We start from the raw sequence: 23,807 nt of genomic DNA on the forward strand, positions 1-23,807 counted from the left end.
GCGGGCGGCGTCACCAGCCCATTGCCCCGGGTAGGGCAATGCGCCTATGGGAGGAGCATGGCTGACGTGCCTCTTACCGCAGCGGACTTCCCGCCCCCTTCCGTCGAGGAGTGGCGCCGGCTGGTGGACAAGGACCTCAAGGGAAAGCCCTTCACGGTGCTCCAGTCGCCCCTGGAGGGCGGCCTGTCCCTCCAGCCCCTCTACACGTCCCAGGACGCCCCGGCGCCCTCGGAGCCTCCCGGCGTCGCACCCTACGTGCGAGGCACCCACGCCCTGGGCCACACCGAGGGTGGATGGCTCCTGTGCCAGGAGTACGCGGGTCCGGACGTGGGCGCGACCGCGGGCGCGCTCCGCGATGACCTGGAGCGCGGGACGCAGGGCGTGTGGCTGGTGCTGGACGTCCCGCTGGGCCTGGACGTGAAGGACGCGTCCACGCTGGAGCGGCTGCTCCAGCACGTGCCGCTGGACCGCACGCCGGTGCACCTGGAGCCGACCTCGGACGTGCTCCGGCCCGCGTCCCTGCTGCTGGAGGTGCTGGCGAAGAAGGCCCACGCCGCGAAGCAGGGCCTGCGCGGCGGCCTGGGCATCGACCCCATCGCGGCGCTCGCGCGTCACGGCGCCTCCAGGGTGGACGTGGCCCGCACGCTGGCGGAGGCCGCGCCCATCGTCACGTCGCTGCTCAAGGACGCGCCGGGCCTGCGCGCGCTGCTGGTGTCCTCGCGCCCCTGGGCGGACGCGGGCGCCACCTCCGTGCACGAGCTGGCGTGGAGCATCGCCACCGGCGTGGAGTACCTGCGCGAGCTGGAGCGCTCGGGCGTGTCGCCGGGTGACGCCGCGCGGTCCATGCAGTTCGCCCTGTCCGTGGGCGGTCAGTTCTTCCCGGAGATCGCGAAGCTGCGCGCGGCGCGGCTGCTCTGGTCCAAGGTCGTCGCCGCTTCCGGCGGCGCGCCGGAGTCGCAGGCCATGCAGCTGCACGCGCGCACGGCCAGCACCACCAAGACGCGGCGCGACCCATGGGTGAACATCCTGCGAGGCACCGCGGAGTCCTTCGCCGCGGTCGTCGCGGGCGCGGACAGCGTGAGCACCTCTCCCTTCGACGAGCCCCTGGGCACGCCCGACGAACAGGGCCGGCGCCTCGCGCGCAACACGCAGCTCATCCTGCGTGACGAGTCCAGCCTCAACCGCGTCGCGGACCCCGCGGGCGGCAGCTACTACCTGGAGCAGCTCACCCACGAGTTCGCTCGCGCGGCCTGGGCGGAGCTCCAGCGCATCGAAGCGCTGGGCGGCATCTCGCGCGCCATGGCGCAGGGCGACGTGGCCCGCGTCCTCACGGAGACGCGCACCGCTCGCGACAAGGCCATTCGCACGCGCAAGCTGCCCATCGTGGGCGTCAGCGAGTTCCCCCACCTCCACGAGGCCCCCGTGCAGCGCGAGGCCCGCCCCGCCGCGCCCGCGAAGGCCGAGGGCGCCGTCACGCCGCCCCAGCCCGTGCGCCTGGCGGAGGCCTTCGAGTCCCTGCGCGACGCAAGCGACCGCTACCACGCGGCGCACGGCGTCCGTCCTCGCGCCTTCATGGCGAACCTGGGCACCGTCGCGGAGCACACCGCGCGCTCCACGTGGATCGCCAACGTGCTCGCCGTGGGCGGCATCGAAGCGGACGAGCACCACGGCTTCGCGGACGCGAACGCCGCCGCGGAGCTGTTCGCGAAGGCGAACACGTCGCTGGCGGTCATCTCCGGTCCGGACGCGCTCTACCCGGAGGCGGTGCCGGCCTATGTCGCGGCCCTCAAGGCGAAGGGCGCCCGCACGGTCGCCGTCGCGGGCCGTCCCGGTGACCACGAGGCCGCCTTCCGCGCGGCCGGCGTGGACCTCTTCCTCTACGCGGGAGCGGACCTGGTCCAGCTCCTGAAGACGCTGCACCAGCAGCTCGGAGTGGCCTGATGCGCCCCACCGTTCCGGACTTCTCCCGCGTCGCCTTCGACGCCCCCGAAACCCAGACGCCCGCTTCCATGCTGGAGCAGCAGCGCGCGAAGGCGACAGAGGCCACGGCCGCCGCCGAGCGCTGGGACACGCCCGAGGGCATCCCGGTGAAGCCGCTCTACACCCGCGAGGACCTGGAGGGCGTGGAGCACCTGGGCTCGCTGCCGGGCCTGCCTCCGTTCGTGCGCGGCCCCTACTCCACCATGTACGTGCAGCAGCCGTGGACGGTGCGCCAGTACGCGGGCTTCTCCACGGCGGAGGCGTCCAACGCCTTCTACCGCCGCAACCTCGCGGCCGGTCAGAAGGGCCTGTCCATCGCGTTCGACCTGGCCACGCACCGCGGCTACGACAGCGACCACCCGCGCGTCGCGGGTGACGTGGGCATGGCGGGCGTCGCCATCGACTCCATCAAGGACATGCGCATCCTGTTCGACCGCATCCCGCTCGACCAGATGAGCGTGTCGATGACGATGAACGGCGCCGTCCTCCCCGTGCTCGCGCTCTACGTGGTCGCGGCCGAGGAACAGGGCGTGAAGCCCGAGCAGCTCAGCGGGACCATCCAGAACGACATCCTCAAGGAGTTCATGGTCCGCAACACGTACATCTATCCGCCCGGCCCCTCGATGCGGATCATCGGGGACATCTTCAAGTTCACGGCGGAGCGGATGCCGCGATTCAACAGCATCAGCATCAGCGGCTACCACATGCAGGAGGCCGGCGCGACGCAGGACCTGGAGCTGGGTTACACGCTCGCGGACGGCGTCGAGTACGTGCGCGCGGGCCTCGCCGCCGGCCTGGGCGTGGACGCGTTCGCCCCGCGCCTGTCGTTCTTCTGGGCCATCGGGATGAACTTCTTCATGGAGGTGGCCAAGATGCGCGCGGCCCGCCTCCTCTGGGCCCGCCTCATCAAGGGCTTCCAGCCCAAGAGCGACAAGAGCCTGGCGCTGCGCACCCACTGCCAGACGTCCGGCTGGAGCCTCACCGCGCAGGACGTCTACAACAACGTCGTGCGCACCTGCGTGGAGGCCATGGCCGCGACGCAGGGCCACACGCAGAGCCTGCACACCAACTCGCTGGACGAGGCCATCGCGCTGCCCACGGACTTCAGCGCGCGCATCGCCCGCAACACGCAGCTGTACCTCCAGCTGGAGAGCGGCACCACGCGCGTCATCGACCCGTGGGGCGGCAGCTACTACGTGGAGCGCCTCACCCACGAGCTGGCCCGGAAGGCCTGGGGCCACATCCAGGAGGTGGAGGCGCTGGGAGGCATGACCAAGGCCATTGAAGCCGGCCTGCCCAAGCTGCGCATCGAAGAGGCCGCCGCGCGCACGCAGGCGCGCATCGACTCCGGGCGCCAGGCCATCATCGGCGTGAACAAGTACCCGCCGGAGCGCCCGGACACCCTCGAAATCCTCAAGGTGGACAACTCCGCCGTGCGCGAGGCGCAGATCGCCCGCCTGCGCGAGCTGCGCGCGGAGCGCAATGGCGAAGAGGTCCGCCGCCGCCTGGACGCGCTCACCGAAGCGGGCCGCCGCAACGAGGGCAACCTGCTGGCGCTGGCCATCGACGCGGCCCGGGCGAAGGCCACCGTGGGCGAGATCAGCGACGCCCTGGAGAAGGTCTTCGGGCGCTACGAGGCCACCGTGCGCGGGGTGACGGGCGTGTATTCAGCGGAAGCGGGACAGGCGCAGGGCATCTCCGAGGCGCGGGCGAAGGCGGACGACTTCCTCAAGCGCTTCGGCCGCCGGCCGCGCATCCTCATCGCGAAGATGGGCCAGGACGGCCATGACCGCGGGCAGAAGGTCATCGCCACCGCGTTCGCGGACCTGGGCTTCGACGTGGACATCGGGCCGCTGTTCCAGACGCCGGAGGAGTCCGCGCGCCAGGCGGTGGAGAACGACGTGCACGTGGTGGGCGCGTCGTCCCTGGCCGCGGGCCACCTCACGCTGGTGCCGCAGCTCAAGCACGCCCTCAAGGCCCTGGGCCGCGAGGACATCATGGTCGTGGTGGGCGGCGTCATCCCGCCGCAGGACTACGACGCGCTCCGCGCCGCCGGCGCCGCGGCCATCTTCGGCCCGGGCACCGTCATCGCGAAGGCCGCCATCGAGCTGCTCGACAAGCTGGCCGCCGAGCAGGAGGCGGCGTGAAGCTGCTGCCCGCGGACACCTACGTGGACGGCGTGCGCGCGGGTGACCGGGCGGTGCTCGCGCGCGCCATCACGCTGGTGGAGAGCGAGCACCCGCGCCACGCCGTGCTCGCGCAGGAGGTCCTCACGCGGCTGTTGCCCCACACCGGCCGGAGCCGCCGCGTGGGCATCAGCGGCGTGCCGGGCGTGGGCAAGAGCACCTTCATCGACGCGCTGGGCATGCACCTGGTGGGCCGCGGCCAGAAGGTGGCGGTGCTCGCCATCGACCCGTCCAGCAGCATCACGGGCGGCAGCATCCTGGGCGACAAGACGCGCATGTACCGGCTGGCGCGCGAAGAGGCCGCGTACATCCGCCCCAGCCCCTCCAGCGGCACGCTGGGCGGCGTCGCGCGCAAGACGCGGGAGACGCTGCTGCTCTGCGAGGCCGCCGGCTTCGACGTGGTGCTCGTGGAGACGGTGGGCGTGGGCCAGTCCGAGACGATGGTCACGGACCTGGTGGACTTCTACCTGGTGCTGATGCTCGCGGGCGCCGGTGACGAGCTGCAGGGCATCAAACGCGGCATCCTCGAAGTGGCGGACATGGTGGCCATCAACAAGGCGGACGGCGACAACCTGCCGCGCGCCACGCGGGCCCGCGCGGAATACCGCGCCGCCCTGCACCTGATGCGCCCTGGCGCGGAGCCGGTCGTCACCACGTGCAGCGCCCTGGAGGGCACCGGCATCGACACCTTGTGGGGCTCCGTGGAGGACGTCCTCGCGAAGCGCCAGGCCTCTGGGGAACTGTCGCACCGGCGCACCCAGCAGCAGGTGGGCTGGATGTGGGCCATGGTGAACGACGGACTGCGAGCGGCCCTGCGGGCGCACCCCGAGGTGGCTGCCCTGGTGCCGGAATTGGAGCAGGCCGTACGCGAAGGGCGCGCGACGCCCACCTCCGCCGCACTGCGTGTGCTGGGCGCGTTCCTGCCGCAATCGCAGTCCTGACAAAGCGCGTCGTCCAGAGCGCAACGCCTGTCTCAATCGCTTGCCGGGCCTGCACCGCACTCCTAGTGTACGCCCGTGCGACACCCCCAACCGAACACCGCTCCCCAGCCGTACCGGCCCCGCCACCACGTCCGCATCGTCACGGCCGCCAGCCTCTTTGACGGACACGACGCGGCCATCAACGTGATGCGCCGCCTGATGCAGTCCTCCGGCGCGGAGATCATCCACCTGGGCCACAACCGGTCCGTGGCGGAGATCGTCGACTGCGCCATCCAGGAGGACGCCCAGGGCATCGCCCTCACGTCCTACCAGGGCGGCCACGTCGAGTACTTCAAGTACATGATCGACCTGCTGCGCGAGCGCGGCGCGAACATCAAGGTGTTCGGCGGCGGCGGCGGCACCATCCTCCCCACGGAGATTGAGGAGCTGCACCAGTACGGCGTCGCGCGCATCTATTCCCCGGACGACGGCCGCGCCATGGGCCTGCAGGGGATGATCGACGACCTCATCGCCCAATGCGACTTCGAGAAGCGCCCGTCCGACTTCAAGGGCCTCTTGAAGCAGCCGCTGCCCCGCGAGCCGGAGCGCATCGCGTCGCTCATCACCATCGCGGAGAACTTCGCGGACGCAGGGGAAGAGCTGCGCGCCGCGCTGAAGACCGCCGTCGCGGACGCCCCCCGGGTGCCCGTGCTGGGCATCACCGGCACGGGCGGCGCCGGCAAGTCCAGCCTGGTGGACGAGCTGGTGCGCCGCTTCCTGGCGGACTTCCCGGACAAGACGTTGGCGGTGCTCTCCGTGGATCCGTCCAAGCGCAAGTCCGGCGGCGCGCTGCTGGGCGACCGCATCCGCATGAACGCCATCGACAATCCGCGCGTCTACATGCGCTCGATGGCCACCCGCCAGAGCAACCTGGCCCTGTCCCGGCACGTCGCCCACTCCATTGAGGTCTGCAAGGCGGCGGGCTTCGACCTCATCGTGGTGGAGACCTCCGGCATCGGGCAGTCGGACACCGAAATCACCGAGCACTCGGACGTGGCGCTCTACGTGATGACGGCCGAGTACGGCGCGGCGACGCAGCTCGAGAAGATCGACATGCTCGACTTCGCGGACGTCATCGCCATCAACAAGTTCGACAAGCGCGGGTCGCTGGACGCGCTGCGCGACGTGAAGAAGCAGTGGAAGCGCAACCACAACGCCTTCACGCTGTCCGACGACGCGGTGCCCGTGTACGGCACCATCGCGTCGCAGTTCAACGACCCGGGCATGAACACGCTGTACCGGGCCATCATCGACGCGCTGGTGAAGAAGACGGGCGCGAAGCTGGACAGCCGCTTCCAGCTCACGCCCGGCATGAGCGAGAAGAAGTGGATCATCCCGCCGGAGCGCACGCGCTACCTGGCGGAGATCGTCGAGGCCTGCGAGGGCTACGACGGCTTCGTGCGCGCCCAGGCCGCCATCGCCCGGCGCATGTACCAGCTGCACGGCACCATCCAGGCCCTGCGCCAGAACGTGGGGAAGAAGAAGCTGGAGATCGTCGAGCCGAAGGGCGCGGACGACGTGGTGCAGGTGACCGAGCGCGTGGAGGGCGAGCCCGCGTACCTGGGCGACCTGGTGGCGCTGTACCAGGACCTGGAGAGCCGCCTGCACGCGGACTGCCGGCGCCTGCTGGCCGAGTGGCCCGCGACGAAGAAGCGCTACGCCGCGTCCAAGTACCAGTTCCAGGTGCGCGACAAGGTCATCGAGCTGGACCTCATCTCGGAGACGCTGTCGCACCTGCGCGTGCCCAAGATTGCCCTGCCCAAGTATGAGGACTGGGGCGACATCTTGACGTGGCTGCTGCGGGAGAACGCGCCGGGCGCCTTCCCGTTCACCGCGGGCGTCTTCCCGCTCAAGCGCGAGGGCGAGGACCCCGCGCGCATGTTCGCGGGCGAGGGAGGCCCGGAGCGCACCAACAAGCGCTTCCACTACGTGTCGCGCGGCCTGCCGGCGAAGCGCCTGTCCACGGCGTTCGACTCGGTGACGCTGTACGGCGAGGACCCGGACCACCGGCCGGACATCTACGGCAAGGTGGGCAACTCGGGTGTGTCCATCGCGAACGTGGACGACGCGAAGAAGCTCTACTCCGGCTTCGACCTGGCGGACCCGTCCACGTCCGTGTCCATGACCATCAACGGCCCTGCGCCCATGCTGCTGGGCTTCTTCCTCAACGCCGCGGTGGATCAGCAGTGCGAGAAGTGGATCCGCGCCAACGGCAAGGTGGAGGAGGTGGAGAAGAAGATCGACGCGCTCTACCGGGAGCGCGGCCTGCCGCGTCCGCGCTACCAGGGCGAGCTGCCCCAGGGCAACGACGGGCTGGGCCTGCTCTTGCTGGGCGTGTCCGGCGATGAGGTGCTGCCGCCGGAGGTCTACGCGAAGATCCGCGCGTCCACGCTGCAGGCGGTGCGCGGCACGGTGCAGGCGGACATCCTCAAGGAGGACCAGGCGCAGAACACCTGCATCTTCTCCACGGAGTTCGCCCTGCGGGTGATGGGCGACATCCAGCAGTACTTCATCGACCAGAAGGTGCGGAACTTCTACTCGGTGTCCATCTCCGGGTACCACATCGCGGAGGCCGGGGCGAACCCCATCTCCCAGCTGGCCTTCACGCTGGCCAACGGCTTCACCTTCGTCGAGTACTACCTGTCGCGAGGGATGCACATCGACGACTTCGCGCCCAACCTGTCGTTCTTCTTCTCCAACGGCATGGACCCCGAATACGCGGTGCTGGGGCGCGTGGCCCGCCGCATCTGGGCCAAGGCCATCCGGGACAAGTACGGCGGCAACGACCGGTCGCAGAAGCTGAAGTATCACATCCAGACGTCCGGCCGTTCGCTGCACGCGCAGGAGATTGCGTTCAACGACATCCGCACCACGTTGCAGGCGTTGCTGGCGCTCAACGACAACTGCAATTCGTTGCACACGAACGCCTACGACGAGGCCATCACCACGCCCACGGAGGAGAGCGTGCGGCGGGCGCTGGCCATCCAGCTCATCATCAACAAGGAATTCGGCCTGTCGAAGAACGAGAACCCGAACCAGGGTGCGTTCATCATCGAGGAGCTGACGGACCTGGTGGAGGCGGCGGTGCTCAACGAGTTCCGCGCCATCTCCGAGCGCGGCGGCGTGCTGGGCGCGATGGAGCGCATGTACCAGCGCTCCAAGATCCAGGAGGAGTCGCTCTACTACGAGACGCTCAAGCACGACGGGACGCTGCCCATCATCGGGGTGAATACCTTCCTGGATCCGAAGGGTTCCCCCACGGTGACGCCGCCGGAGGTCATCCGCGCGACGAAGGAGGAGAAGGACTACGCCATCACCGCGCGTGACGCCTTCTGGAAGCGCAACGCGAAGACGGCGCCCGCGGCCCTGGAGGCGGTGCGCCGCGCGGCGCTGGACAACGGCAACGTGTTCAGCGCGCTGATGGACGCCTGCAAGGTCTGCACGCTGGGCCAGCTGTCGCGCGCGCTGTACGAGGTGGGCGGTCAGTACCGGCGCAACATGTGATGCGAGCGCCGCGGTCCCGGGCAGGTGTCCCGGGACCGTGGCGTGGGTGCGTCAGGGGGGCAGCACGTCGAACTGGAGCGCGTGATTCCCGCGTCAGGGGCTGGGTCGTCCTTGGAATTACAGGTGCCCAGTGCGGACAGACAGGCGCTGAGTACGAAGACAGACAGCGGGCGTTTCCGTACGGGCATTGGATGAGCCCCCACTCCGGCGGGCTCCCACCCCATGCGATGACTGACGCTTCGCCAAACAACCCTTGCCCATTCACTGTCAGTACGGACTCGACGTGGGGCGGATGATGATTTCACTCACGTCCACGTCCGCCGGCTGGCTGATGGCGTAGCGGATGGCGCGGGCGATGGCGTCCGCTGGAATCGCGTCCTTGCGGAACTCGCGCATGTACTCGCGCGACGCCGGGTCGCTGATGCTGTCCGCCAGCTCCGACTGGGTGACTCCCGGGGAAATCACCGTCACGCGGATGTCCGCGCCCACCTCCTGGCGCAGCCCTTCGGAGAGGGCCATCACCGCGTACTTCGTGGCGCAGTACACCGCCGCCGTCGGGCTCACCGCGTGCCCTCCAATGGAAGACAGGTTGATGAACTGCCCCGACTTCTGACGCTTCATCACCGGCAGCCCCGCCGCGATGCCGTGCAGCACGCCCCGGATGTTCACGTCGATCATCCGGTTCCACTCGTCCACCTTCAGCTCCTCCAGCTTCGACAGCGGCATCACCCCCGCGTTGTTGATGAGCACGTCCAGTTGCCCGAACTCCTTCAACGTGAAGGCCACGAAGCCCTCCACGTCCTCGCGCTTCGTCACGTCCAACGCGCGGTAGCGCGCCTCGCCGCCCTTGCTCCGCAGCTCTCCCGTCAGCGCCTCCAGCCGGTCCGTCCGGCGCGCGCCCAGCACCACCCTGGCCCCCTGACCGGCGAGCAGGCGGGCCGTCGCCTCGCCAATGCCGCTGCTCGCTCCGGTGATGGCCACCACCTTGCCCTGGATGTTCGTCGTCATTGCCTGTTCCTCGCTCGAAGGCCCGGCGCCAGAAGGGCACCGGGGATGGCGACACCCTCTCAAGGAAGAGGGAAACGGCGGTATCCGGATGCTCGCGGACTCTTGCCCATTCCTGCACGGACACCGCCCTCCCACCGGAGTTATGACGGATGCGCATGCCGACCGACCGCACCGCGTCCATCCCGAGCTCGCCCCTGTCCGAGCTGGCGACCCTCCTGGAGCGCCACACGCCCACCGACGGCATCCACGCCACCGCCATCCCCCGCATGGTGCTCATCCGCGCCTCCCGCCCCTCCGCGCCCCTGCACGCGCTGCAGGAGCCGGCGCTGTGCATCGTCGCGCAGGGCCGCAAGCAGGTGCTCCTGGGCGGCGAGCTGTATGTCTATGGCCCGGACCAGTGCCTGGTCGCGTCCGTGGACCTGCCCATCACGGGACAGGTGGTGGAGGCTTCGCCCGACGCGCCCTACCTCTGCTTCCGGCTGGACCTGGAGCCCGGGCAGTTGGGCAGCCTGATGATGGAAGCCCGGCTGGAAGCGCCCGGCGCCACGGACGGGGTCCGGGGGCTCGCGCTGGGGCCGGTGGGCACGCCGCTGATGGACGCGACGGCGCGGCTCGTGCGGCTGCTGGACACGCCGCGCGACATCCCCGTGCTCGCGCCGCTCGTCATCCGCGAGATCCTCTACCGCCTGCTGTCCGGCGAGAACTCCGAACGGCTGCGGCGCATCGCCGTGGCGGACAGCCGCCGGGAGTCCGTCACCCGCGCCATCCACTGGCTCAAGGAACACTACGCCGCGCCGCTGCGCATCGAGCGGCTGGCGCGCGCCGTCCACATGAGCCCGTCCGCGCTCCACCACCACTTCAAGTCCGTCACCGCGATGAGCCCGCTCCAGTACCAGAAGCAGCTGCGGCTCCAGGAAGCCCGCCGGCTGATGCTGGCCCAGGCCATGGACGCGGCGATGGCCGGCCACTCCGTGGGCTACGAGAGCCCGTCCCAGTTCAGCCGCGAGTACAGCCGGATGTTCGGTGCGCCACCTACCCGTGACATCGCGAGGCTGCGCGAGTCGCTGGGCTCCTCACCGGCGGCGGTGCGCTAGCCCCTCGGGGCGAATGGCGGATGCGGCGTTGCGTTTGCACGTTGTGCCTCCCTTCCGGCCCCTGGCATCCGCCATTGCCCGGAAGGCATCCCCGGCGGGAGGGGCGCGATGTCAGCTGGTGAAGGCGGAGACTGGGGCCTGAGGCGCACGGCGGAGCAACTCACGGTCGAGGAGCTGGAGCACGTGGCTCGCGAGGAGCCGCTCCACGACTCCACGCGGCGGCACTCGGGCAGCGCCGTGCGGTTCCTGCGGGCGCAGCTCTCGCGCATCTCGGGGCATCTGGGCGAGCTGCACCTGCCGGACTTCAAGGAGGTGGTGGGCAGCGCGCTCCAGGCCGTGGAGGGCGCCGCGCCGCTGCTCTTCGTGGCCCAGCTGCGGGAGCGGCTCGCCTTCGAGCGGACCAGCTCGCGGCTCTATGCGGGCCTGCTGGTGAAGACGCATGCCCTGGGCAGCTACCCGGGAGGCCCCACGCCGGAGCGCCTGGTGGAGCTGCACAACCAGGAGCTGGACCACCTGAACCTCGTCCGCGAGTGCATCTACCGGCTCGGGGCGGACGTGCCCCAGATGGCCCCGCTCGGGGACGGCGCGGATCCACGGCCGCACGGGCTGCTCCGGGCCGTGGACGACCCGTGCGCCACGCTGCAGGACGCGCTGTGCGCGGTCCTCATCTCCGAAATCCTCAACAACGCGGGCTGGGCGATGCTCGTGGACCTGGCCGAGGAGCTGGGCCCGCCCGACCTGGCGGGCGCCTTCCGCGAGGTCTTGCGCGAGGAGGCGCTCCACCTGGACGAGGTGACGACCTGGGTCGCCAACCTCCCGGACGACCTGCACGCCGGCAACGCGCGGGTCTCCGTCAGCTGAAAAGCACTCAGCGGGACACGGGCCGCCTGCGGGCCACCCGCTCGCGCACGGTCGCGATGAAGGCCGGCTTGTCCGCGCTCCCCTTCACGCCGTCGAAGTCCAGGTCCAGGTTCTCCGCGATGGCCCGGAGGTACTCCAGACAGGGCTCGTCCTCTGGCGTCTTGCCTTCCGCGAACAGCGGATGACAGGTGGAGCAGTAATTGACCACCCAGACGCGCTCGTCCTTGGGAATCTCCAGGGAGACGGGGTTGCCGTCGCTCAGGTCCTCGTCGAGCGGCTCGATGCGCCAGACGCCCGTGGCGTCATCGTCATCCATGAGCAGCTGCCGGTAGTTGAGGCTGGGGACGAACTCCCACTCCCCCCAGTCGTAACCGAAGGCCTGCGTCCGCGTGCGCCGGGCGCGGCCGCGGGCCGCTTCGAAGGCACCGGCATCCTCCGGCGCCTCGCCGGCGGCGAAGAAGAAGAGCTCCAGCACGGCCTCGTCGTCGCCCAAGCCGTCCTCCTCGCACTCCTTGCCGGCCTTCTCCCCGCAGGCGAACGACATGGGGGGACCGCAGACACTGCATCGGTAGTCGTGGACGCCCATGGCCGGGAGGCTAGCAGCCCCTGCGCCCTCATTCCTCGACGTCCTTCATCACGTCGAAGGTGCACGTCAGCTCGCCGCCATCCGCGTAGCGATAGACGAAGCGCCCTTGCGCGGCGAACTCCGTCAAGTCCTCCAGCGTCACCGAGCCCTCCACCGGCACGCCGGGCGGAGAGAGATAGCCGGCCCCCGAGCCGATGTTCCCCACCCACCGCGTCACCAGCGACGACTCCGTGGGCACCAGCTGTGCCTCCCGGGACGTGAGGCCCACGCGCCGGTCCTGTTTCACCCGGGCGTCCTCCACCAGGTGGATGTCCACGCCGAAGCCCTCCAGGACCGGCTCGTCCTCGGGCGTGTAGTCCAGGTCGATGAAGGTGTCCGGCAGCTCGCCCTGCTCGGAGCGGTGCACCAGCGCGGAGGACTCCTGCAGCGGCCAGCGCACGCGCCGCCCCTGGTGCGTGCCCCGGCATTCGCCCGTGGCCCTGGGCAGGTTGTCCAGCCAGAAGCAGGAGGAGACGCAGAGACCGCAGGCCAGGAGGGGCAGCACGGTGCGCGCAGGAAGGGCCATGGCCCTCATCGTATCTGGAAGGCCGCGCCTGAAGCGGAGCACGGTCTCCCAGCAACTCCTGCCCCCCCTGTTCCTGCCGGGGGGGAGGGATGACGAAACACGGGCAGGGGTGCTATGAACCTGGCGCCGTCTGCCTTTGCCGCTCCGGCCTGCTTTCCGTCAGGCTTTGTCTCCCCTGCCGTTCCACCATCCACATCGTTCATTTCCCGCCCGGGGGAGGCGTGGGGCCGTGCGCCCTTCGTGGGCCACCTCCGGGTTCGTGCCTGGAGTCGTATGTCTTTTCAGTCGGGTCCCTTCCGCGCGTCGCGGCTGGCCGTGGCCGCGCTGACCTCCCTGTCCCTGACGCTGGGCGGCTGCGCCACGCTTCCGCCGCGAGGACAGGTCGTGATGCGCGACGTGTCCTTCCCGCTGCGCGACTTCCGCATGCCGTCCGGTCTGCGCGTGGTGGTGGAGCGCGACGCGCGCGCGCCCGTGGTGGCGGTGGTCGCGGTGGTGGGCGCGGGCGGCTCCAGCGATCCGGGCGGCAAGGAAGGCCTGGCGCACCTGGTGGAGCACCTGGCCTTCCGCGCGCGTCCCGCCAACGGCCCTTCCGTGCAGGCGCGGCTCAACGCCTCCGGCGCGGGCCACTCCAACGCCAGCACCAGCCTGGACTACACCGCCTACGAGGAGCTCGCGCCCAAGGAGTCGCTGGCCTCGCTGGTGAAGCTGGAGGGGGAGCGGCTGGCGTCGCCCCTCTCCAACATCAGCCCGGAGGTCTTCGCGGTGGAGCGCGAGGTGGTGCGCAACGAGCTGCGCCAGCGCAACGAGACGGGCTACGTGGGCCAGGTGTTCAGCTGGGTGCACGCGGCGTCCTTCCCGGCGGGGGACCCGTACTCGCGGCCCGTGGTGGGCTCGCACGAGTCGCTGTCCGCCCTCACGCTGGCGGACGCGCACCGCTTCGCGCGCGCCCACTACCGCCCGGACAACGTCACCCTGGTCATCTCCGGGGACGTGGACCTGGCGGAGGTGGAGGCCACGCTCCTGCAGAACCTGCCGCCCGCGTGGGTGGGCACCGGCGCCCCGCTGGCGCTGGACACGCGCATGCCGGCGCAGCGCCCGGAGCCTCCGGCCGCCCCCGTCACCAAGACGCTGCCGGTCTACGCGGCGGCGGTGCCGTCGCCGGAGCTGTACCTGTCCTGGGTGCTGCCGCGCTCCTTCGACGAGGCCAGCGCCGTGCATGACTTCGTGGGCACCAGCCTGGACAACAACCTCTGGGAGGCGGTGCGCAGCGACGGCGACATCGCGGGCATCTCCACGGGGCTGGTGCGCGGCACGCGGGCGTCGCTGCTCATCGTGCGCGTGAACCTGTCGCGCGGGGACCACCCGGAGCGCTCGGCGGAGAAGGTGCTGGACCAGGTGCACAAGACCTGGAGCGGCGAGATTGAAGCCAGCGGGGTCCTGGGCCAGGAGTTCAACTTCCAGGCCCTGCGCCGCCAGGTGGTGACGAGCATGGTGCTGGAGTCGGAGCAGCTGCTGGCGCGCACGCGGAGCCGCGCGCTGCTCACCCACTTCACGACGGACGTGCGTTCGTACACGCGCTCGCAGATGGCGCTGATGGGGCTGGGCGGCAGCAAGGTGACGGACTTCGCGTACCAGTGGCTCCAGCGCGGCCGGGCGCACGCCATCCTCGTGCGGCCTGGGGAGAGCGGCACGCAGGTGGCGCCCCCCGTGCTGGCGAAGCTGCCCGGCGGCGAGCCGGCGGTGGAGGGCGGCGAGCGCGTCACGCCGTCCATGCTGGCGGCCACGTCGGCGCCCGTGCAGGTGCTGAAGCTGGAGAACGGCATGGAGGTGCTGCTGGCGCCCCGGCCGGGCCTGCCGGTGGTGCGCATGGGCGCGGCGATGGGCGGCGGGACGTCGCACGGCGCGAAGCCGGGCGTGGCGGACCTGGCGAAGTGGGGCGCCTTCCGCGAGTCCTACTTCGAGGGCCGCCCGAGCGACTGGGGCCTGCATGAGGGCTCGCGCACGAAGCTGGACCACGTGCGCGTGGACATGGCCGGCACGGCGGGCAACGTGGGCAACATGCTGGCGATGCTCGCGGAGGAGCTGTCCAGCACCCGCACGTCGGAGGACGTGGTGCGCTACTGGCGCGAGCAGGTGCAGCCGTGGCGCGAGGCGGTGGACACGCGGCCGGAGGTGCTGGCGCACCGGGACCTGATGCACGCGCTCTACGGCACGCACCCCTACGCCCAGGAGGCCACGAGCGCCCAGATGGCGCAGGTGTCCTGGTCGGAGGCGCAGGCGTGGCTGGAGGACGTCTACCGGCCGGGCAACACCACGGTGGTGGTGGCGGGCGAGTTCGACGTGAAGGAGGTCGAGCCGCTGGTGCGCAAGTACCTGGGGGGCTGGAGCCGGGGCAAGCCGCTGCCGGTGGCCGTGCCGCCGGCGCCGGAGCTGCCCGCGGCGGCGAAGGTGAGCACGCTCTTCACCCCGCGTCCCGGGGCGACCCAGGGCCAGGTGCAGGTGGCCTGCCGGCTGCCCACGGCCACGCCGGAGCGGGAGGCGCGCTACGCGATGATGGCGGAGCTGCTGGAGGTGGAGGCATACCAGGGCACGCGCGCGGGAACGGGGGCGTCGTACGGCTTCAACGCCACTCCCTGGATTGGCCGGGGCGGCGCGGCGCACCTGCTGCTGGGCGGCAGCCTGGACGCGCAGCGGATGAGCGAGGGCGTGACGTCCCTGCGCGGGACGCTGGCGGCGCTCGCGAAGGACGTGTCCGAAGCGGACGTGGCGCGCGTCCGGGCGCGGCTGCTGGCGCAGCAGGCGGTGTCGTTCATCTCCACGGACGCGTGGGTGGAGGCGCTGCTCCAGGCGCGCGTGCGGGGCTTCCCGGTGGAGGCCGTGGCGCAGCGTCCGGCGCACCTCCAGGCGGTGACGGCGGACGCGCTGAAGCAGGAGTTCGCGGGCTGCCTCCAGCGCCTCGTGGTGAGCGTCACGGGTGATGAGACGCCCGGCCGCGCCGCGCTCCAGGCGGTGTCGGTGCCGTAGCGGGGGAGGCGCTCCGTGGGGCGGGACGGGTGCGCCCCGCCCCATGGCGTCGATGCCGGGTGAGGCGCGGCCGGGCGCCCTCTGTCCGCCCTCAGGCCTGGAGGAGCGTTGGGGCCCTCGGAGGCCATCCGCGGCACGACCCATCCGGGTCCGCGCCTCCGTATGACGGGGCATGCGAGTCATCGACCTCCGCCGGATGCGGGCTCTGCTGGGCGCCCTGCTGTCGTGGGGCGCCTGCGCCTGCCATGAGCCCGCGTTCCCAGGCGAGGACACGGACTGCCCCGTGCCCGGGCTCACCCGGGCCTTCGCACAGGGGACGGCGTCCTCCCAGGTGCAGCCGCGCACGCGCTTCGGTGGGCTCAAGGTGCGGCGGGCCTCGGGACGCACCTTCGTGCTGGAGACGATGCGGGACGCGGAAGGGCGGGACACGCGCCGGCTCACCGTGTCCACGCGGGACGGCACGCTGGCGTGGCGGTTCGACGCCGCGGCCGGTGAACACCTGAGCGACTTCACCGTGCACCCGTCCGGCGAGGTCACCCTGGGCATCGAGCGCACTGGCGCGGCGGCGGACGCGTATGACCTGGTGCGCCTGTCCGCCGAGGGGCAGGTGCTCTCGCGGAACGCCCTGCCCGCGCCCGCGACGGTGCCGGAAGCGGACCTGGGCGGCACCCTGCCCTCCCCCGCGTTCCGCATGAAGTCAGCCGAGGTCCACGCCCTCACCGACGGCTGGCTTCGCATGGAGGCGCGCGGCGAGGACGTGGCCGTGGCCTTCCTGTCGCTCGTGGCCGTGCCGGAAGGCGGGCCCGGTACGCGGGAGCTGGCGTCGGGCCTGATGACGCTCCAGTGGACGGACGGGCGCTACACCGAGCAGTGGACGCGAGTCATCGACGGGCGGCACTCCACGCAGCCGGCGGCCTGGGCCTACGACGAGTTCCGCTGGCGCGAGGCCGCGCTCCGGCCGCTGCTCGCGGTGGACTCGGACGGGCGGCTGGTGGTGGGCCGCACGTGGAACAGCTCCCGCTGCCTGGCCTCCAGCCGCGCGTTCAACGACTTCACCTCCGTGCACTGCCGCTCCGGTGAGGACGTCGCCTCGCCCGTGGACACCGAACGCCAGCCCTTCGCCGTGACGACCTTCACGCCGGTGGGCACCCGCATCGGGACGCACGTCTTCGTCCCCGCCCGGGCGGCGGAGTTCGTCGTCTTCGACATGGCGGTGCGCGACGGCGAGGTGGCGCTCGCGGGCACCGTGGTGACGGAGGGCGCGGATGGCACCATCGCCTACTATCCGTCCGCGCCGGGCGTGCAGGACCGGATGACGCCCTACGACGGCTACCTGGGCGTGGTGTCGCTCGACTCGGGCGCCCTGCGCTTCGAGCACCGCGTGGACACGGGCCGCGCGGACCACTTCTCCGCGCTGCGCTGGACGGAGGCGGGCTGGGTGGCCGCGGGTGCCTCCGGATGGGACCGGTGGTATGGCGGGATGAGTGTTTCACGCGGCGCCGGAGCCCTGCTGGCGCTCGCGTCCGCGGACGGTCAGCCGGTGCGCACGCTGCGGCCCGGCCCCCAGGGGCAGGACCGCCACTTCCATCTGCTGGGCGTGGACGCGGACGCCGAATCGCTGGTGGCGGTGGGACTCGCGGAGGCGCCCATGACGCACACCGGGGACGGCGGCCACCTGGAGGCCATGACCTTCGGCGGGCTCGAGGTGGAGCTGCGCTGAAGACCCCTCCGGGCATTCCCGCGGGTGCGGGCCCCCCGAGGGGCCTTTCAATAGACAGGCGCGTCGTCGCAGTAGTTCGCCGAGAAGAGGCAGTCCTGCGGACAGCTGGAAGGGCTCTCTCCGCAGCAGACGTCATCTCAGCCGTTGCCCCAACAGCCCAGCCTGCCGTGCAGCTTCAGGCTGCCGCCGTGGTACGCGCCCAGGCTGAGTCGTCCCCACCGACGTTGGTGACCTGCGCGGCGGCGGTGGAGACGAGCGTCGCGGCCGCCCCCAGGGAGATGCCTCGAAGCCAGCGCCCCAGGCGCCGGAGGGAATCATGGGTCATGAGAAGGTCCCCTGCGGCGGAACGAAGGGAGTCCCGCGTGGAGTCACCTCCCGATACGCACGGAGGCATGGAATGCGCTGTGCGGGGGGCAACGGCGTCACACGGTGATACTCCGCGTGGGTCTTGAGGGAAGGGACCCGCGACATAGGATGCCGCGCATGACGACCTCCGCCTCCGACGCCTCGCGGCTGCTGGACCTGCTGTGGGAGCGTTACGCCTCCGAAGTCCCCTTCGCGCGCACCTTCGTGGCGCTGTCCGGAGGGCACTTCCGCAACGACCACGTCGCGTTCCGCACCCTCGCGCGGCCGCAAGGCGGCATCGCCCTCTTCTCCCGTGTGTTCGAGCGGCTCGGCTGGCGGCCCGCGGGCGCGTACACGTTTCCGGACGCGCACCTGTCGGCCATCTACCTGTCCCACCCGCAAGGACTTCCGCGCGTCTTCGTGTCCGAGCTGAAGCAGGAGGAGCTCTCGCCGCGCGCCCGTGAGCTGCTCGCCGCGCTGCCGGTGGATCCACCTCCTCCGGAGGACGTGGAGGCGCTCGCGGCCTGGTTCACGGCGCCGCCGCCTCCGGACGAGGCCGCGCTGCTGGAGCTGGAGAAGGAGACGCAGTACGGCGCGTGGCTGCTGGCCTTCGGCCGCAAGGTGAATCACTTCACCGGCTCGGTGGACGACGTGGAGGCCTGGCAGCGGCGCATGCGCGACGCGGGCGTGCCCATGAAGGCGGACATCGAGGGCGCGCCCGGCACGTCGCTGAGGCAGACGGCCACGCACGCGGCCCCGCTCCCCCTGACGCTTCGGGGCGGTGGCACGCGCGCATGGCCGTATGCGTACTTCGAGATTGCCCAGCGCTCGGGAGGGTTCGACGGGTTCCTGGGGCCGCAGGCCCGCGCGCTGTTCGACATGACGAAGCGGGGCTGAGGCTCGCGGCCCGGGGACGGGATTGGAGGTGGCGCCCCCGGACCGCGACGCCTCGTGAGACTCAGTGGCGGCCGCCGCCGCGCTCGCAGCGGTCGGGCAGGCTCAGCTCCGCGCCGTCGAGCGCGCCGTCGCCGCACTCCGGGCCGAAGGTGATCACGTGGCTCGTGCCGTCCGCGGTGGTGCGCGTGAGCGTGCCGCTCGTGGGCCAGGGGCACACGTCGCGCGACGGCCGGACGATGCCCGCCAGCGTCACGGTGCCCTGTGAGCCATCGAGCGAGGTCTCCGTGTACGCACCGTCGATGGTACGCACCGGCGGCGTGTCGCTGGAGAACGCGACGGACAGCGAGCCCTCCAGCCGCACCGACTGCACCACCGTGCCGTCGGCGGCCGTGCGCGTGCGTGTCACATCCGCTTGCGTGCTCTTCTGGCGGGGCGGAGCGCCGTCCACCAGCTCCGCGGTGGAGGCGGTGGTGCCCTTCACGGTGGAGACCTCGCCGTCGGAGTTGGTGCCGGAGACCTCGAAGGTGACGGTCTGGTTCTGCGTCACCGCGCCCGTGCAGTCCTCGGACGCTTCGTACGCGTTCACGATGTCCACCGTGCCGCGGGTGGGGCCGCCGGGGCCCTTGCCGTCCGGCCTCCCGCCGCCGCCCGCGCCCTCCTGCGGAGGAGGCTGGCCGCCACCGCCGCCCGGTGGCTGTCCGTGACCACCGCCCGGTGGCTGTCCCCCGCCGCGTCCGCCTTCAGGGCGCGCCGGGGCTGCGCAGTCCGTCCACTCCAGGTGCACGGTGGCGGGCAGCGTCTTGCCGCACACCACCACGGTGGTGATGTCCGGGGTCGAGTCACAGTGGAAGCCCTCGATGGCCTGGGGGCGAAGCTTGTCCAGGCCGTGCAGGAGGCTGGCCACCTCCACCGCGTCGCTCGAGTCCGACGTGGCCTCCACGGCCTGGGACACATCCGACGTGGCGTCCGTGGTCGACGACTGCGACGAACTTCCGCAGCCCACCGTCATGGTTCCCATCATCAGCGCGACTGCCCCCAGCCACTGACTGCCCTTGCTCCAGTGCCTCATGAGTGCGTGCTCCCTTGTCATCCGGTGCCCGGCCGCTGTCCGTCCGCCCCCGTGAGACGAAATGAATTTCCGCCGTGTTCCCCGCGGGGAATTTCCCGCGGCTTTTTGAACGCGCACCTGCCCCGGCTAGAGTGCCGCCCACCGTGAACGACGAGCTGCGCGCACTCATCCTCGAAGCCCAGGACGGCAGCGTGCGTGCCTTTGAGTTGCTCGTGTCGTCGCACCTGCCGCGCGTGCGCCGCTTCGCGAGGGCATTCGCCGCGTCGGACTCGGATGTGGATGACCTGGCGCAGGAAGCGCTGGTGAAGGTCTACAAGAACCTGCGCTCGTTCCGCTTCCAGTCCGCGTTCCAGACGTGGCTCTATTCGGTGGTGCGCAACGCGTTCTATGACGCCACCCGCAGCCGCGCTGGCCGCGAGCGCTCGCGCGAGGAACCGCTGGAGCAGGAGCACGCGAAGGCGCCGTCGGACGCCGAGTCCGCGGACGAAGGGATGATGCGCGCCCAGGAGCGGGACCGGTTGTGGCGGGCGCTGCGGGCGCTGCCGCCGGAGTTCCGCACCGCAGTGGTGCTCTTCGACGTGGAAGGGCACAGCTATGAAGAGGTGGCGGCCATCGAAGGGGTGCCGGTGGGCACCGTGAAGTCGCGCCTGTCGCGAGGCCGGGCGCACCTGAAGGCTCTGCTGGCGGGGGGCCAGGGCCCTGAGCGCCCGGAAGAGGATGCGCCGGTGGGAACATCCAGTCAGGACATTTCGTCGCATGCAGCAAGGAGCCGGAGATGAGTGAGCCCGAGGACAGGGAGGACCGCGCGCTGCGCGAGCGTCTGGCGGCGCTGCGGGACGACGTGCCCGGGCCCGACTTCCAGGCCCTGCTCCACCGGCGGTTGGTAGAAGCCGGCCCTCCCATACCGGCATCAGGGTGGGATGCGGTGCGGGACTTCTGGCGGCGGCGCGCGCCGGTGCTCTGGCCGGCGGTGGGCGTGGCAGCGGGCGTGGCCACCTTCCTGGTGCTGGGCGCGGTCCGTGGCACGCCTGGAACGGAAGCTCCGGCGATGGCCGGGCTTGAGCGGCCCGGAACGCAGGTGCCGGTGAGCAAGGTGGCGGTCATCAAGCTGGACTTCACGGCGGACGTGGCCGTGGAGCAGGCGGACTTCCAGGTGAGCCTCCCGGAGGGGCTGTCCTTCTGGGCGGATGGAGAGGAATTGCCGCTGCGCTCCTATCAATGGACGCAGCCGTTGAGCGCGGGCAGCAACGTGATTCCCATCGCGGTGCGGGGCCAGCGGCCGGGGCGCTACCTGGTGACGGCGCTGGCGCGCGCGGGCGACCAGCGCATCGAGCACGATGTCGTGCTGGAGGTCACGGGCGGATGAAGACCTGGCTGTCGACACCGGCGCTCGTCGGTCTCCTGTGGCTGGGAGGCGGAACCGCGCATGCGCAGCAGACGCCGGCACCGCCGCCATCGGAGGCCGTGCGGCCACCCGAGGCCCCCGCGCCTCCGCCCCCCTCCGGCGCACAGCAGGCGCACGTGCGCAGCTCGCACACGGTGGACGTCATCGCGCCGGGGGAGCAGGTGGACACCATCCTGGGCCGCCGGAACATGGAGCGCCCTGCCCCACCGCCCCGGAGCGACACGGTCCGGCCACCCTCCGGCCCGGAGGGTCGGGGCCCCACGGGAGGCCCGGGACAGGACGGCCGTCCCAACGGGCCGCGCCCGCCAGGGGAAGAGGGCCGCATGCGCTCGCCCTCACCGAGGACCGACGGCGCACCACCTCCGCCCAACCAGCAGCCCCCCCATCAACAGCCCCGGCGCTGAAGGCCGGTGGGAGCCGGGGGCCGGAGGATGGCCAGGGGGAGGCGTTCACACTCGCGAGGTCCTGGCCCCGGTCTTCCAAAACCTGTCCGACTGTCGGACAGGTTTCCGCGGATCCGCCGGGGACAAGGGGGTTCGGCCTTGAGGGTCCAGACCTGTCCGACTGTCGGACAGGTTCTTGCGGCCCCCGAGGACGGCGGGCTCCAGCAGGGTTGCGCTGGCGGCTCCGTGGGAACGGGCCTGGGTCTGCGCGAACCGGGACCTCCCTCCATCCCTCCGTGCGGGATGGCGCGGTGCGCCGCCCTCGCCCCCGTGCGGGGAATGCGCTACGTCGCAGGGCGTGTGGACGGGCCTGCTGCTCCTGGTGGCGCTCGCGGCCGGGGAGCCGCTGGAGGACGCGCGCGAGGCCTTCGCGGCGGGCCGGTACGCGGAAGCCGAGCAACAGGCGCTCCAGGCCCCACCTTCCGGCGCCTCGCTGTACCTCGTGGGCCTGGCCCGCTTCCGCCTGGGCCGTCCCGCGGAGGCCCTGGAGTCCCTCGATGCCGCGGGGAGTGCTCCGGATGCGCCGGAGCCCGATGCCTGGAACTTCAACCGGGGCGCGTGCCTCTACGCCCTCGGACGCTTCGCGGAAGCGGAGGAGTCCTTCGCGCAAGTCCGTGAAGGGGCGCCGCTCGCCCGCGTGGCGTGGCTCAACGCGGGCTTCGCCGCGTTCGACGCGGGCGCCCCGGACCGCGCCGCGCGGTGGGCCGAGCGCGCCGCCCCAGGCGCATCCAGGGAAGAGGCCCTCCAGGTCGAGCAGCTGCGCGCCCTGCTCGCGCCCATCGTGAATGAAGGCGATGAGGCCTATCGCCAGGGACTCGCGTCCTTCGACGCTGGCCGCTTCGATGAAGCCCGTGCGCACTTCCTGCGCGCGGCGGCACGCCAACCCGACTCCGGCAGGGCCCGGCTCATGGCGGGCGCATCAGCCTGGCGCCTGGGCTTGCGCACCGAAGCCCGCGAGGCCCTCCTCGCGGCGCTCGCGCTGACGTTGAGCCCGCTGGACCGCGAGACGGCGCACCAGTACCTGGACCTGCTCTCCTACGGGCTGCGCTCCAGCGGCCCGGGCTTCTGGGTCTCCGCGAGCGCGGGGCCGGGCTTCGACAGCAACGTGCTCCAGGTGGGCGTCGCGGCCCGCGACGTGTCCGGCGCGAACGCGGACGTGGTGACCGCGAGCGCCTTCGCGGAGGCCACCGTCGGCCTCACCACCCGCCTCCGCCTGTCCGACAGGCTCGTCGCGGCCCTGTCCTACGGCGGCAGCCAGCGCGTCTATGCCCATGCGTCCGTGCGGGACTACTCGCTCCAACTGCACCGCGCCACGGCGGCCCTGGAGTGGGAGGCCGCGCGTCAGGTGCGCGCGGGGCTGCTCGCGGGCGGAGACCTGTTCTTCACCGGCCTGGAGGACTTCCGGGGGCTCCAGGCCTCCGTGAACGCCAACGCCTGGCTTGCCTGGGATGAAACCGAACGCACCACCACGCGGCTGGACCTGGGCGTGGCCGCCAAGGACGGGCTCGGCGAGGAGTTCGCGTATCTCACCGGCCCCCGCCTGGACGCGACGCTGTCCCAGGAATGGCGCCTGGGCCCGGCGGGCGCCACGGCGTGGTACCGCTACCGGCAGGACCGCATCGGCACGCTGGAGCAGTCCTTCACCAGCTCGGACGAGGCCCTCGTTTCGCAGACGTATGTCATTCCATTCGGGTTCACGGGCCACGCCGTGGGCGCCTCCGGCCGGTGGCAACTCCTGCCCTGGCTCACCGCCAGCCTGGACGCGGACCTGGAGTGGCGCCGCTACCAGGAGGACAACGCCTTGCGCGTCGTGACGGCCACGGGCGACACCGAGACGTGGAACGCGCGCCGCCGCCACGACACGCGCTTCGTGCTCATCCCCACCGTGAGCGCCCGGCTGTCCAGCCACCTGCGGCTCCTCGCGCGTTACGAGTTGCTGGTGAACCGCTCCAACATCGACATGCGGCTGACGGACGATGACCCGGCCGCGTGCGAGGGCTCGACGCACCTGTGCCACGCGTATGACGCCACGAACGGCAACTACGAGAAGCACGGGGTGACGCTCCAGCTCGAAGCCGCCTGGTGAGCCTGTCGCGGGTGTGTCGGCTCCGCGATGAAGGGACCCCTCTCCGGGGTGGGG

The 23,807-nt window shown here is 71.5% G+C and carries 18 protein-coding genes; 13 read left to right on the forward strand and 5 right to left on the reverse strand.

The window, feature by feature from the left end; translation table 11 throughout:
* The first annotated feature begins 57 nt into the window (after nucleotides 1-57).
* The 4 genes from KYK13_RS32435 (at nucleotide 58) to KYK13_RS32450 (ending at nucleotide 8,650) form a co-directional block, all read left to right on the forward strand.
* Nucleotides 58-1,941 carry a methylmalonyl-CoA mutase family protein gene (locus tag KYK13_RS32435; RefSeq protein WP_223637705.1) on the forward strand — a complete coding sequence of 628 codons (1,884 nt, stop codon included), beginning with the start codon at nucleotides 58-60 and terminating at the stop codon, nucleotides 1,939-1,941.
* Nucleotides 1,941-4,127, forward strand: coding sequence for a methylmalonyl-CoA mutase (gene scpA, locus KYK13_RS32440; protein ID WP_223637707.1), 2,187 nt, complete (start codon nucleotides 1,941-1,943; stop codon nucleotides 4,125-4,127). Before KYK13_RS32435 ends, scpA begins: the two co-directional genes overlap by 1 nt.
* Nucleotides 4,124-5,107 carry a methylmalonyl Co-A mutase-associated GTPase MeaB gene (meaB, locus tag KYK13_RS32445; protein WP_223637709.1) on the forward strand — a complete coding sequence of 328 codons (984 nt, stop codon included), beginning with the start codon at nucleotides 4,124-4,126 and terminating at the stop codon, nucleotides 5,105-5,107. The genes scpA and meaB overlap by 4 nt, the downstream gene beginning before the upstream one ends.
* Nucleotides 5,108-5,182: 75 nt before the next feature.
* The gene (locus KYK13_RS32450; protein ID WP_223637710.1) at nucleotides 5,183-8,650 is read left to right on the forward strand and encodes a methylmalonyl-CoA mutase family protein; all 3,468 of its coding nucleotides are present in this window, start codon (nucleotides 5,183-5,185) and stop codon (nucleotides 8,648-8,650) included.
* A 267-nt stretch (nucleotides 8,651-8,917) separates the two neighbouring features.
* Here KYK13_RS32450 and KYK13_RS32455 read toward each other — a convergent pair whose 3' ends face one another.
* On the reverse strand, nucleotides 8,918-9,658 hold the full coding sequence (locus KYK13_RS32455) for an SDR family oxidoreductase (RefSeq protein ID WP_223637711.1): 741 nt from the start codon (nucleotides 9,656-9,658) through the stop codon (nucleotides 8,918-8,920).
* A gap of 149 nt (nucleotides 9,659-9,807) precedes the next feature.
* Here KYK13_RS32455 and KYK13_RS32460 point away from each other — a divergent pair, with 149 nt between their 5' ends.
* Nucleotides 9,808-10,752, forward strand: a complete 945-nt coding sequence (locus KYK13_RS32460) for an AraC family transcriptional regulator (protein WP_223637712.1) — start codon at nucleotides 9,808-9,810, stop codon at nucleotides 10,750-10,752.
* A gap of 108 nt (nucleotides 10,753-10,860) precedes the next feature.
* Nucleotides 10,861-11,613 (forward strand): ferritin-like domain-containing protein, encoded by a 753-nt coding sequence (locus tag KYK13_RS32465; RefSeq protein WP_223637714.1) that lies wholly within the window; start codon nucleotides 10,861-10,863, stop codon nucleotides 11,611-11,613.
* 7 nt (nucleotides 11,614-11,620) lie between these two features.
* On the opposite strand, the gene KYK13_RS32470 is transcribed toward KYK13_RS32465, so the two are convergent.
* Together KYK13_RS32470 and KYK13_RS32475 are read right to left on the reverse strand one after the other, a co-directional pair.
* The gene (locus tag KYK13_RS32470) at nucleotides 11,621-12,157 is read right to left on the reverse strand and encodes a hypothetical protein (RefSeq protein ID WP_223637717.1); all 537 of its coding nucleotides are present in this window, start codon (nucleotides 12,155-12,157) and stop codon (nucleotides 11,621-11,623) included.
* Between the two features lie 70 nt (nucleotides 12,158-12,227).
* Nucleotides 12,228-12,764 (reverse strand): hypothetical protein, encoded by a 537-nt coding sequence (locus KYK13_RS32475; protein WP_223637720.1) that lies wholly within the window; start codon nucleotides 12,762-12,764, stop codon nucleotides 12,228-12,230.
* 273 nt (nucleotides 12,765-13,037) lie between these two features.
* Here KYK13_RS32475 and KYK13_RS32480 point away from each other — a divergent pair, with 273 nt between their 5' ends.
* Nucleotides 13,038-15,788 (forward strand): pitrilysin family protein, encoded by a 2,751-nt coding sequence (locus tag KYK13_RS32480; RefSeq protein WP_223637723.1) that lies wholly within the window; start codon nucleotides 13,038-13,040, stop codon nucleotides 15,786-15,788.
* A 172-nt stretch (nucleotides 15,789-15,960) separates the two neighbouring features.
* On the forward strand, nucleotides 15,961-17,508 hold the full coding sequence (locus KYK13_RS32485; RefSeq protein WP_223637725.1) for a hypothetical protein: 1,548 nt from the start codon (nucleotides 15,961-15,963) through the stop codon (nucleotides 17,506-17,508).
* 175 nt (nucleotides 17,509-17,683) lie between these two features.
* Here the strand turns inward: KYK13_RS32485 and KYK13_RS32490 are convergent, their stop codons facing one another.
* Nucleotides 17,684-17,833 carry a hypothetical protein gene (locus KYK13_RS32490; protein WP_223637727.1) on the reverse strand — a complete coding sequence of 50 codons (150 nt, stop codon included), beginning with the start codon at nucleotides 17,831-17,833 and terminating at the stop codon, nucleotides 17,684-17,686.
* A 158-nt stretch (nucleotides 17,834-17,991) separates the two neighbouring features.
* Between KYK13_RS32490 and KYK13_RS32495 the strand changes: the two genes are divergently transcribed.
* Entirely contained in the window at nucleotides 17,992-18,750 is a 759-nt protein-coding gene (locus KYK13_RS32495; protein WP_223637729.1) for a DUF1338 domain-containing protein, read from the forward strand.
* A gap of 61 nt (nucleotides 18,751-18,811) precedes the next feature.
* Here KYK13_RS32495 and KYK13_RS32500 read toward each other — a convergent pair whose 3' ends face one another.
* Nucleotides 18,812-19,819, reverse strand: a complete 1,008-nt coding sequence (locus KYK13_RS32500) for a hypothetical protein (protein WP_223637732.1) — start codon at nucleotides 19,817-19,819, stop codon at nucleotides 18,812-18,814.
* A gap of 143 nt (nucleotides 19,820-19,962) precedes the next feature.
* Between KYK13_RS32500 and KYK13_RS32505 the strand changes: the two genes are divergently transcribed.
* The 4 genes from KYK13_RS32505 to KYK13_RS32520 all read left to right on the forward strand — a co-directional run bounded on the left by KYK13_RS32505 (nucleotide 19,963) and on the right by KYK13_RS32520 (nucleotide 23,753).
* Nucleotides 19,963-20,598: an RNA polymerase sigma factor gene (locus KYK13_RS32505; RefSeq protein WP_223637735.1), complete on the forward strand. Its 636-nt coding sequence runs from the start codon at nucleotides 19,963-19,965 to the stop codon at nucleotides 20,596-20,598.
* Entirely contained in the window at nucleotides 20,595-21,185 is a 591-nt protein-coding gene (locus tag KYK13_RS32510) for a hypothetical protein (RefSeq protein ID WP_223637738.1), read from the forward strand. Before KYK13_RS32505 ends, KYK13_RS32510 begins: the two co-directional genes overlap by 4 nt.
* Nucleotides 21,182-21,628 (forward strand): hypothetical protein, encoded by a 447-nt coding sequence (locus KYK13_RS32515; RefSeq protein WP_223637740.1) that lies wholly within the window; start codon nucleotides 21,182-21,184, stop codon nucleotides 21,626-21,628. Before KYK13_RS32510 ends, KYK13_RS32515 begins: the two co-directional genes overlap by 4 nt.
* Before the next feature lie 337 nt (nucleotides 21,629-21,965).
* The gene (locus KYK13_RS32520) at nucleotides 21,966-23,753 is read left to right on the forward strand and encodes a tetratricopeptide repeat protein (protein ID WP_223637742.1); all 1,788 of its coding nucleotides are present in this window, start codon (nucleotides 21,966-21,968) and stop codon (nucleotides 23,751-23,753) included.
* Nucleotides 23,754-23,807: the final 54 nt, after the last annotated feature.

This window comes from Corallococcus sp. EGB (assembly GCF_019968905.1).
Lineage (GTDB): Bacteria > Myxococcota > Myxococcia > Myxococcales > Myxococcaceae > Corallococcus.

What these genes read in the sequence shown, in the direction of transcription:
- KYK13_RS32435 (WP_223637705.1), top strand. Translation starts at nt 58, where the DNA reads ATGGCTGACGTGCCTCTTACCGCAGCGGACTTCCCGCCCCCTTCCGTC.
- scpA (WP_223637707.1), top strand. Translation starts at nt 1,941, where the DNA reads ATGCGCCCCACCGTTCCGGACTTCTCCCGCGTCGCCTTCGACGCCCCC.
- KYK13_RS32455 (WP_223637711.1), bottom strand. Translation starts at nt 9,658, where the DNA reads ATGACGACGAACATCCAGGGCAAGGTGGTGGCCATCACCGGAGCGAGC.
- KYK13_RS32460 (WP_223637712.1), top strand. Translation starts at nt 9,808, where the DNA reads ATGCGCATGCCGACCGACCGCACCGCGTCCATCCCGAGCTCGCCCCTG.
- KYK13_RS32465 (WP_223637714.1), top strand. Translation starts at nt 10,861, where the DNA reads ATGTCAGCTGGTGAAGGCGGAGACTGGGGCCTGAGGCGCACGGCGGAG.
- KYK13_RS32470 (WP_223637717.1), bottom strand. Translation starts at nt 12,157, where the DNA reads ATGTCGTTCGCCTGCGGGGAGAAGGCCGGCAAGGAGTGCGAGGAGGAC.
- KYK13_RS32475 (WP_223637720.1), bottom strand. Translation starts at nt 12,764, where the DNA reads ATGGCCCTTCCTGCGCGCACCGTGCTGCCCCTCCTGGCCTGCGGTCTC.
- KYK13_RS32480 (WP_223637723.1), top strand. Translation starts at nt 13,038, where the DNA reads ATGTCTTTTCAGTCGGGTCCCTTCCGCGCGTCGCGGCTGGCCGTGGCC.
- KYK13_RS32485 (WP_223637725.1), top strand. Translation starts at nt 15,961, where the DNA reads ATGCGAGTCATCGACCTCCGCCGGATGCGGGCTCTGCTGGGCGCCCTG.
- KYK13_RS32490 (WP_223637727.1), bottom strand. Translation starts at nt 17,833, where the DNA reads ATGACCCATGATTCCCTCCGGCGCCTGGGGCGCTGGCTTCGAGGCATC.
- KYK13_RS32495 (WP_223637729.1), top strand. Translation starts at nt 17,992, where the DNA reads ATGACGACCTCCGCCTCCGACGCCTCGCGGCTGCTGGACCTGCTGTGG.
- KYK13_RS32500 (WP_223637732.1), bottom strand. Translation starts at nt 19,819, where the DNA reads ATGAGGCACTGGAGCAAGGGCAGTCAGTGGCTGGGGGCAGTCGCGCTG.
- KYK13_RS32510 (WP_223637738.1), top strand. Translation starts at nt 20,595, where the DNA reads ATGAGTGAGCCCGAGGACAGGGAGGACCGCGCGCTGCGCGAGCGTCTG.
- KYK13_RS32515 (WP_223637740.1), top strand. Translation starts at nt 21,182, where the DNA reads ATGAAGACCTGGCTGTCGACACCGGCGCTCGTCGGTCTCCTGTGGCTG.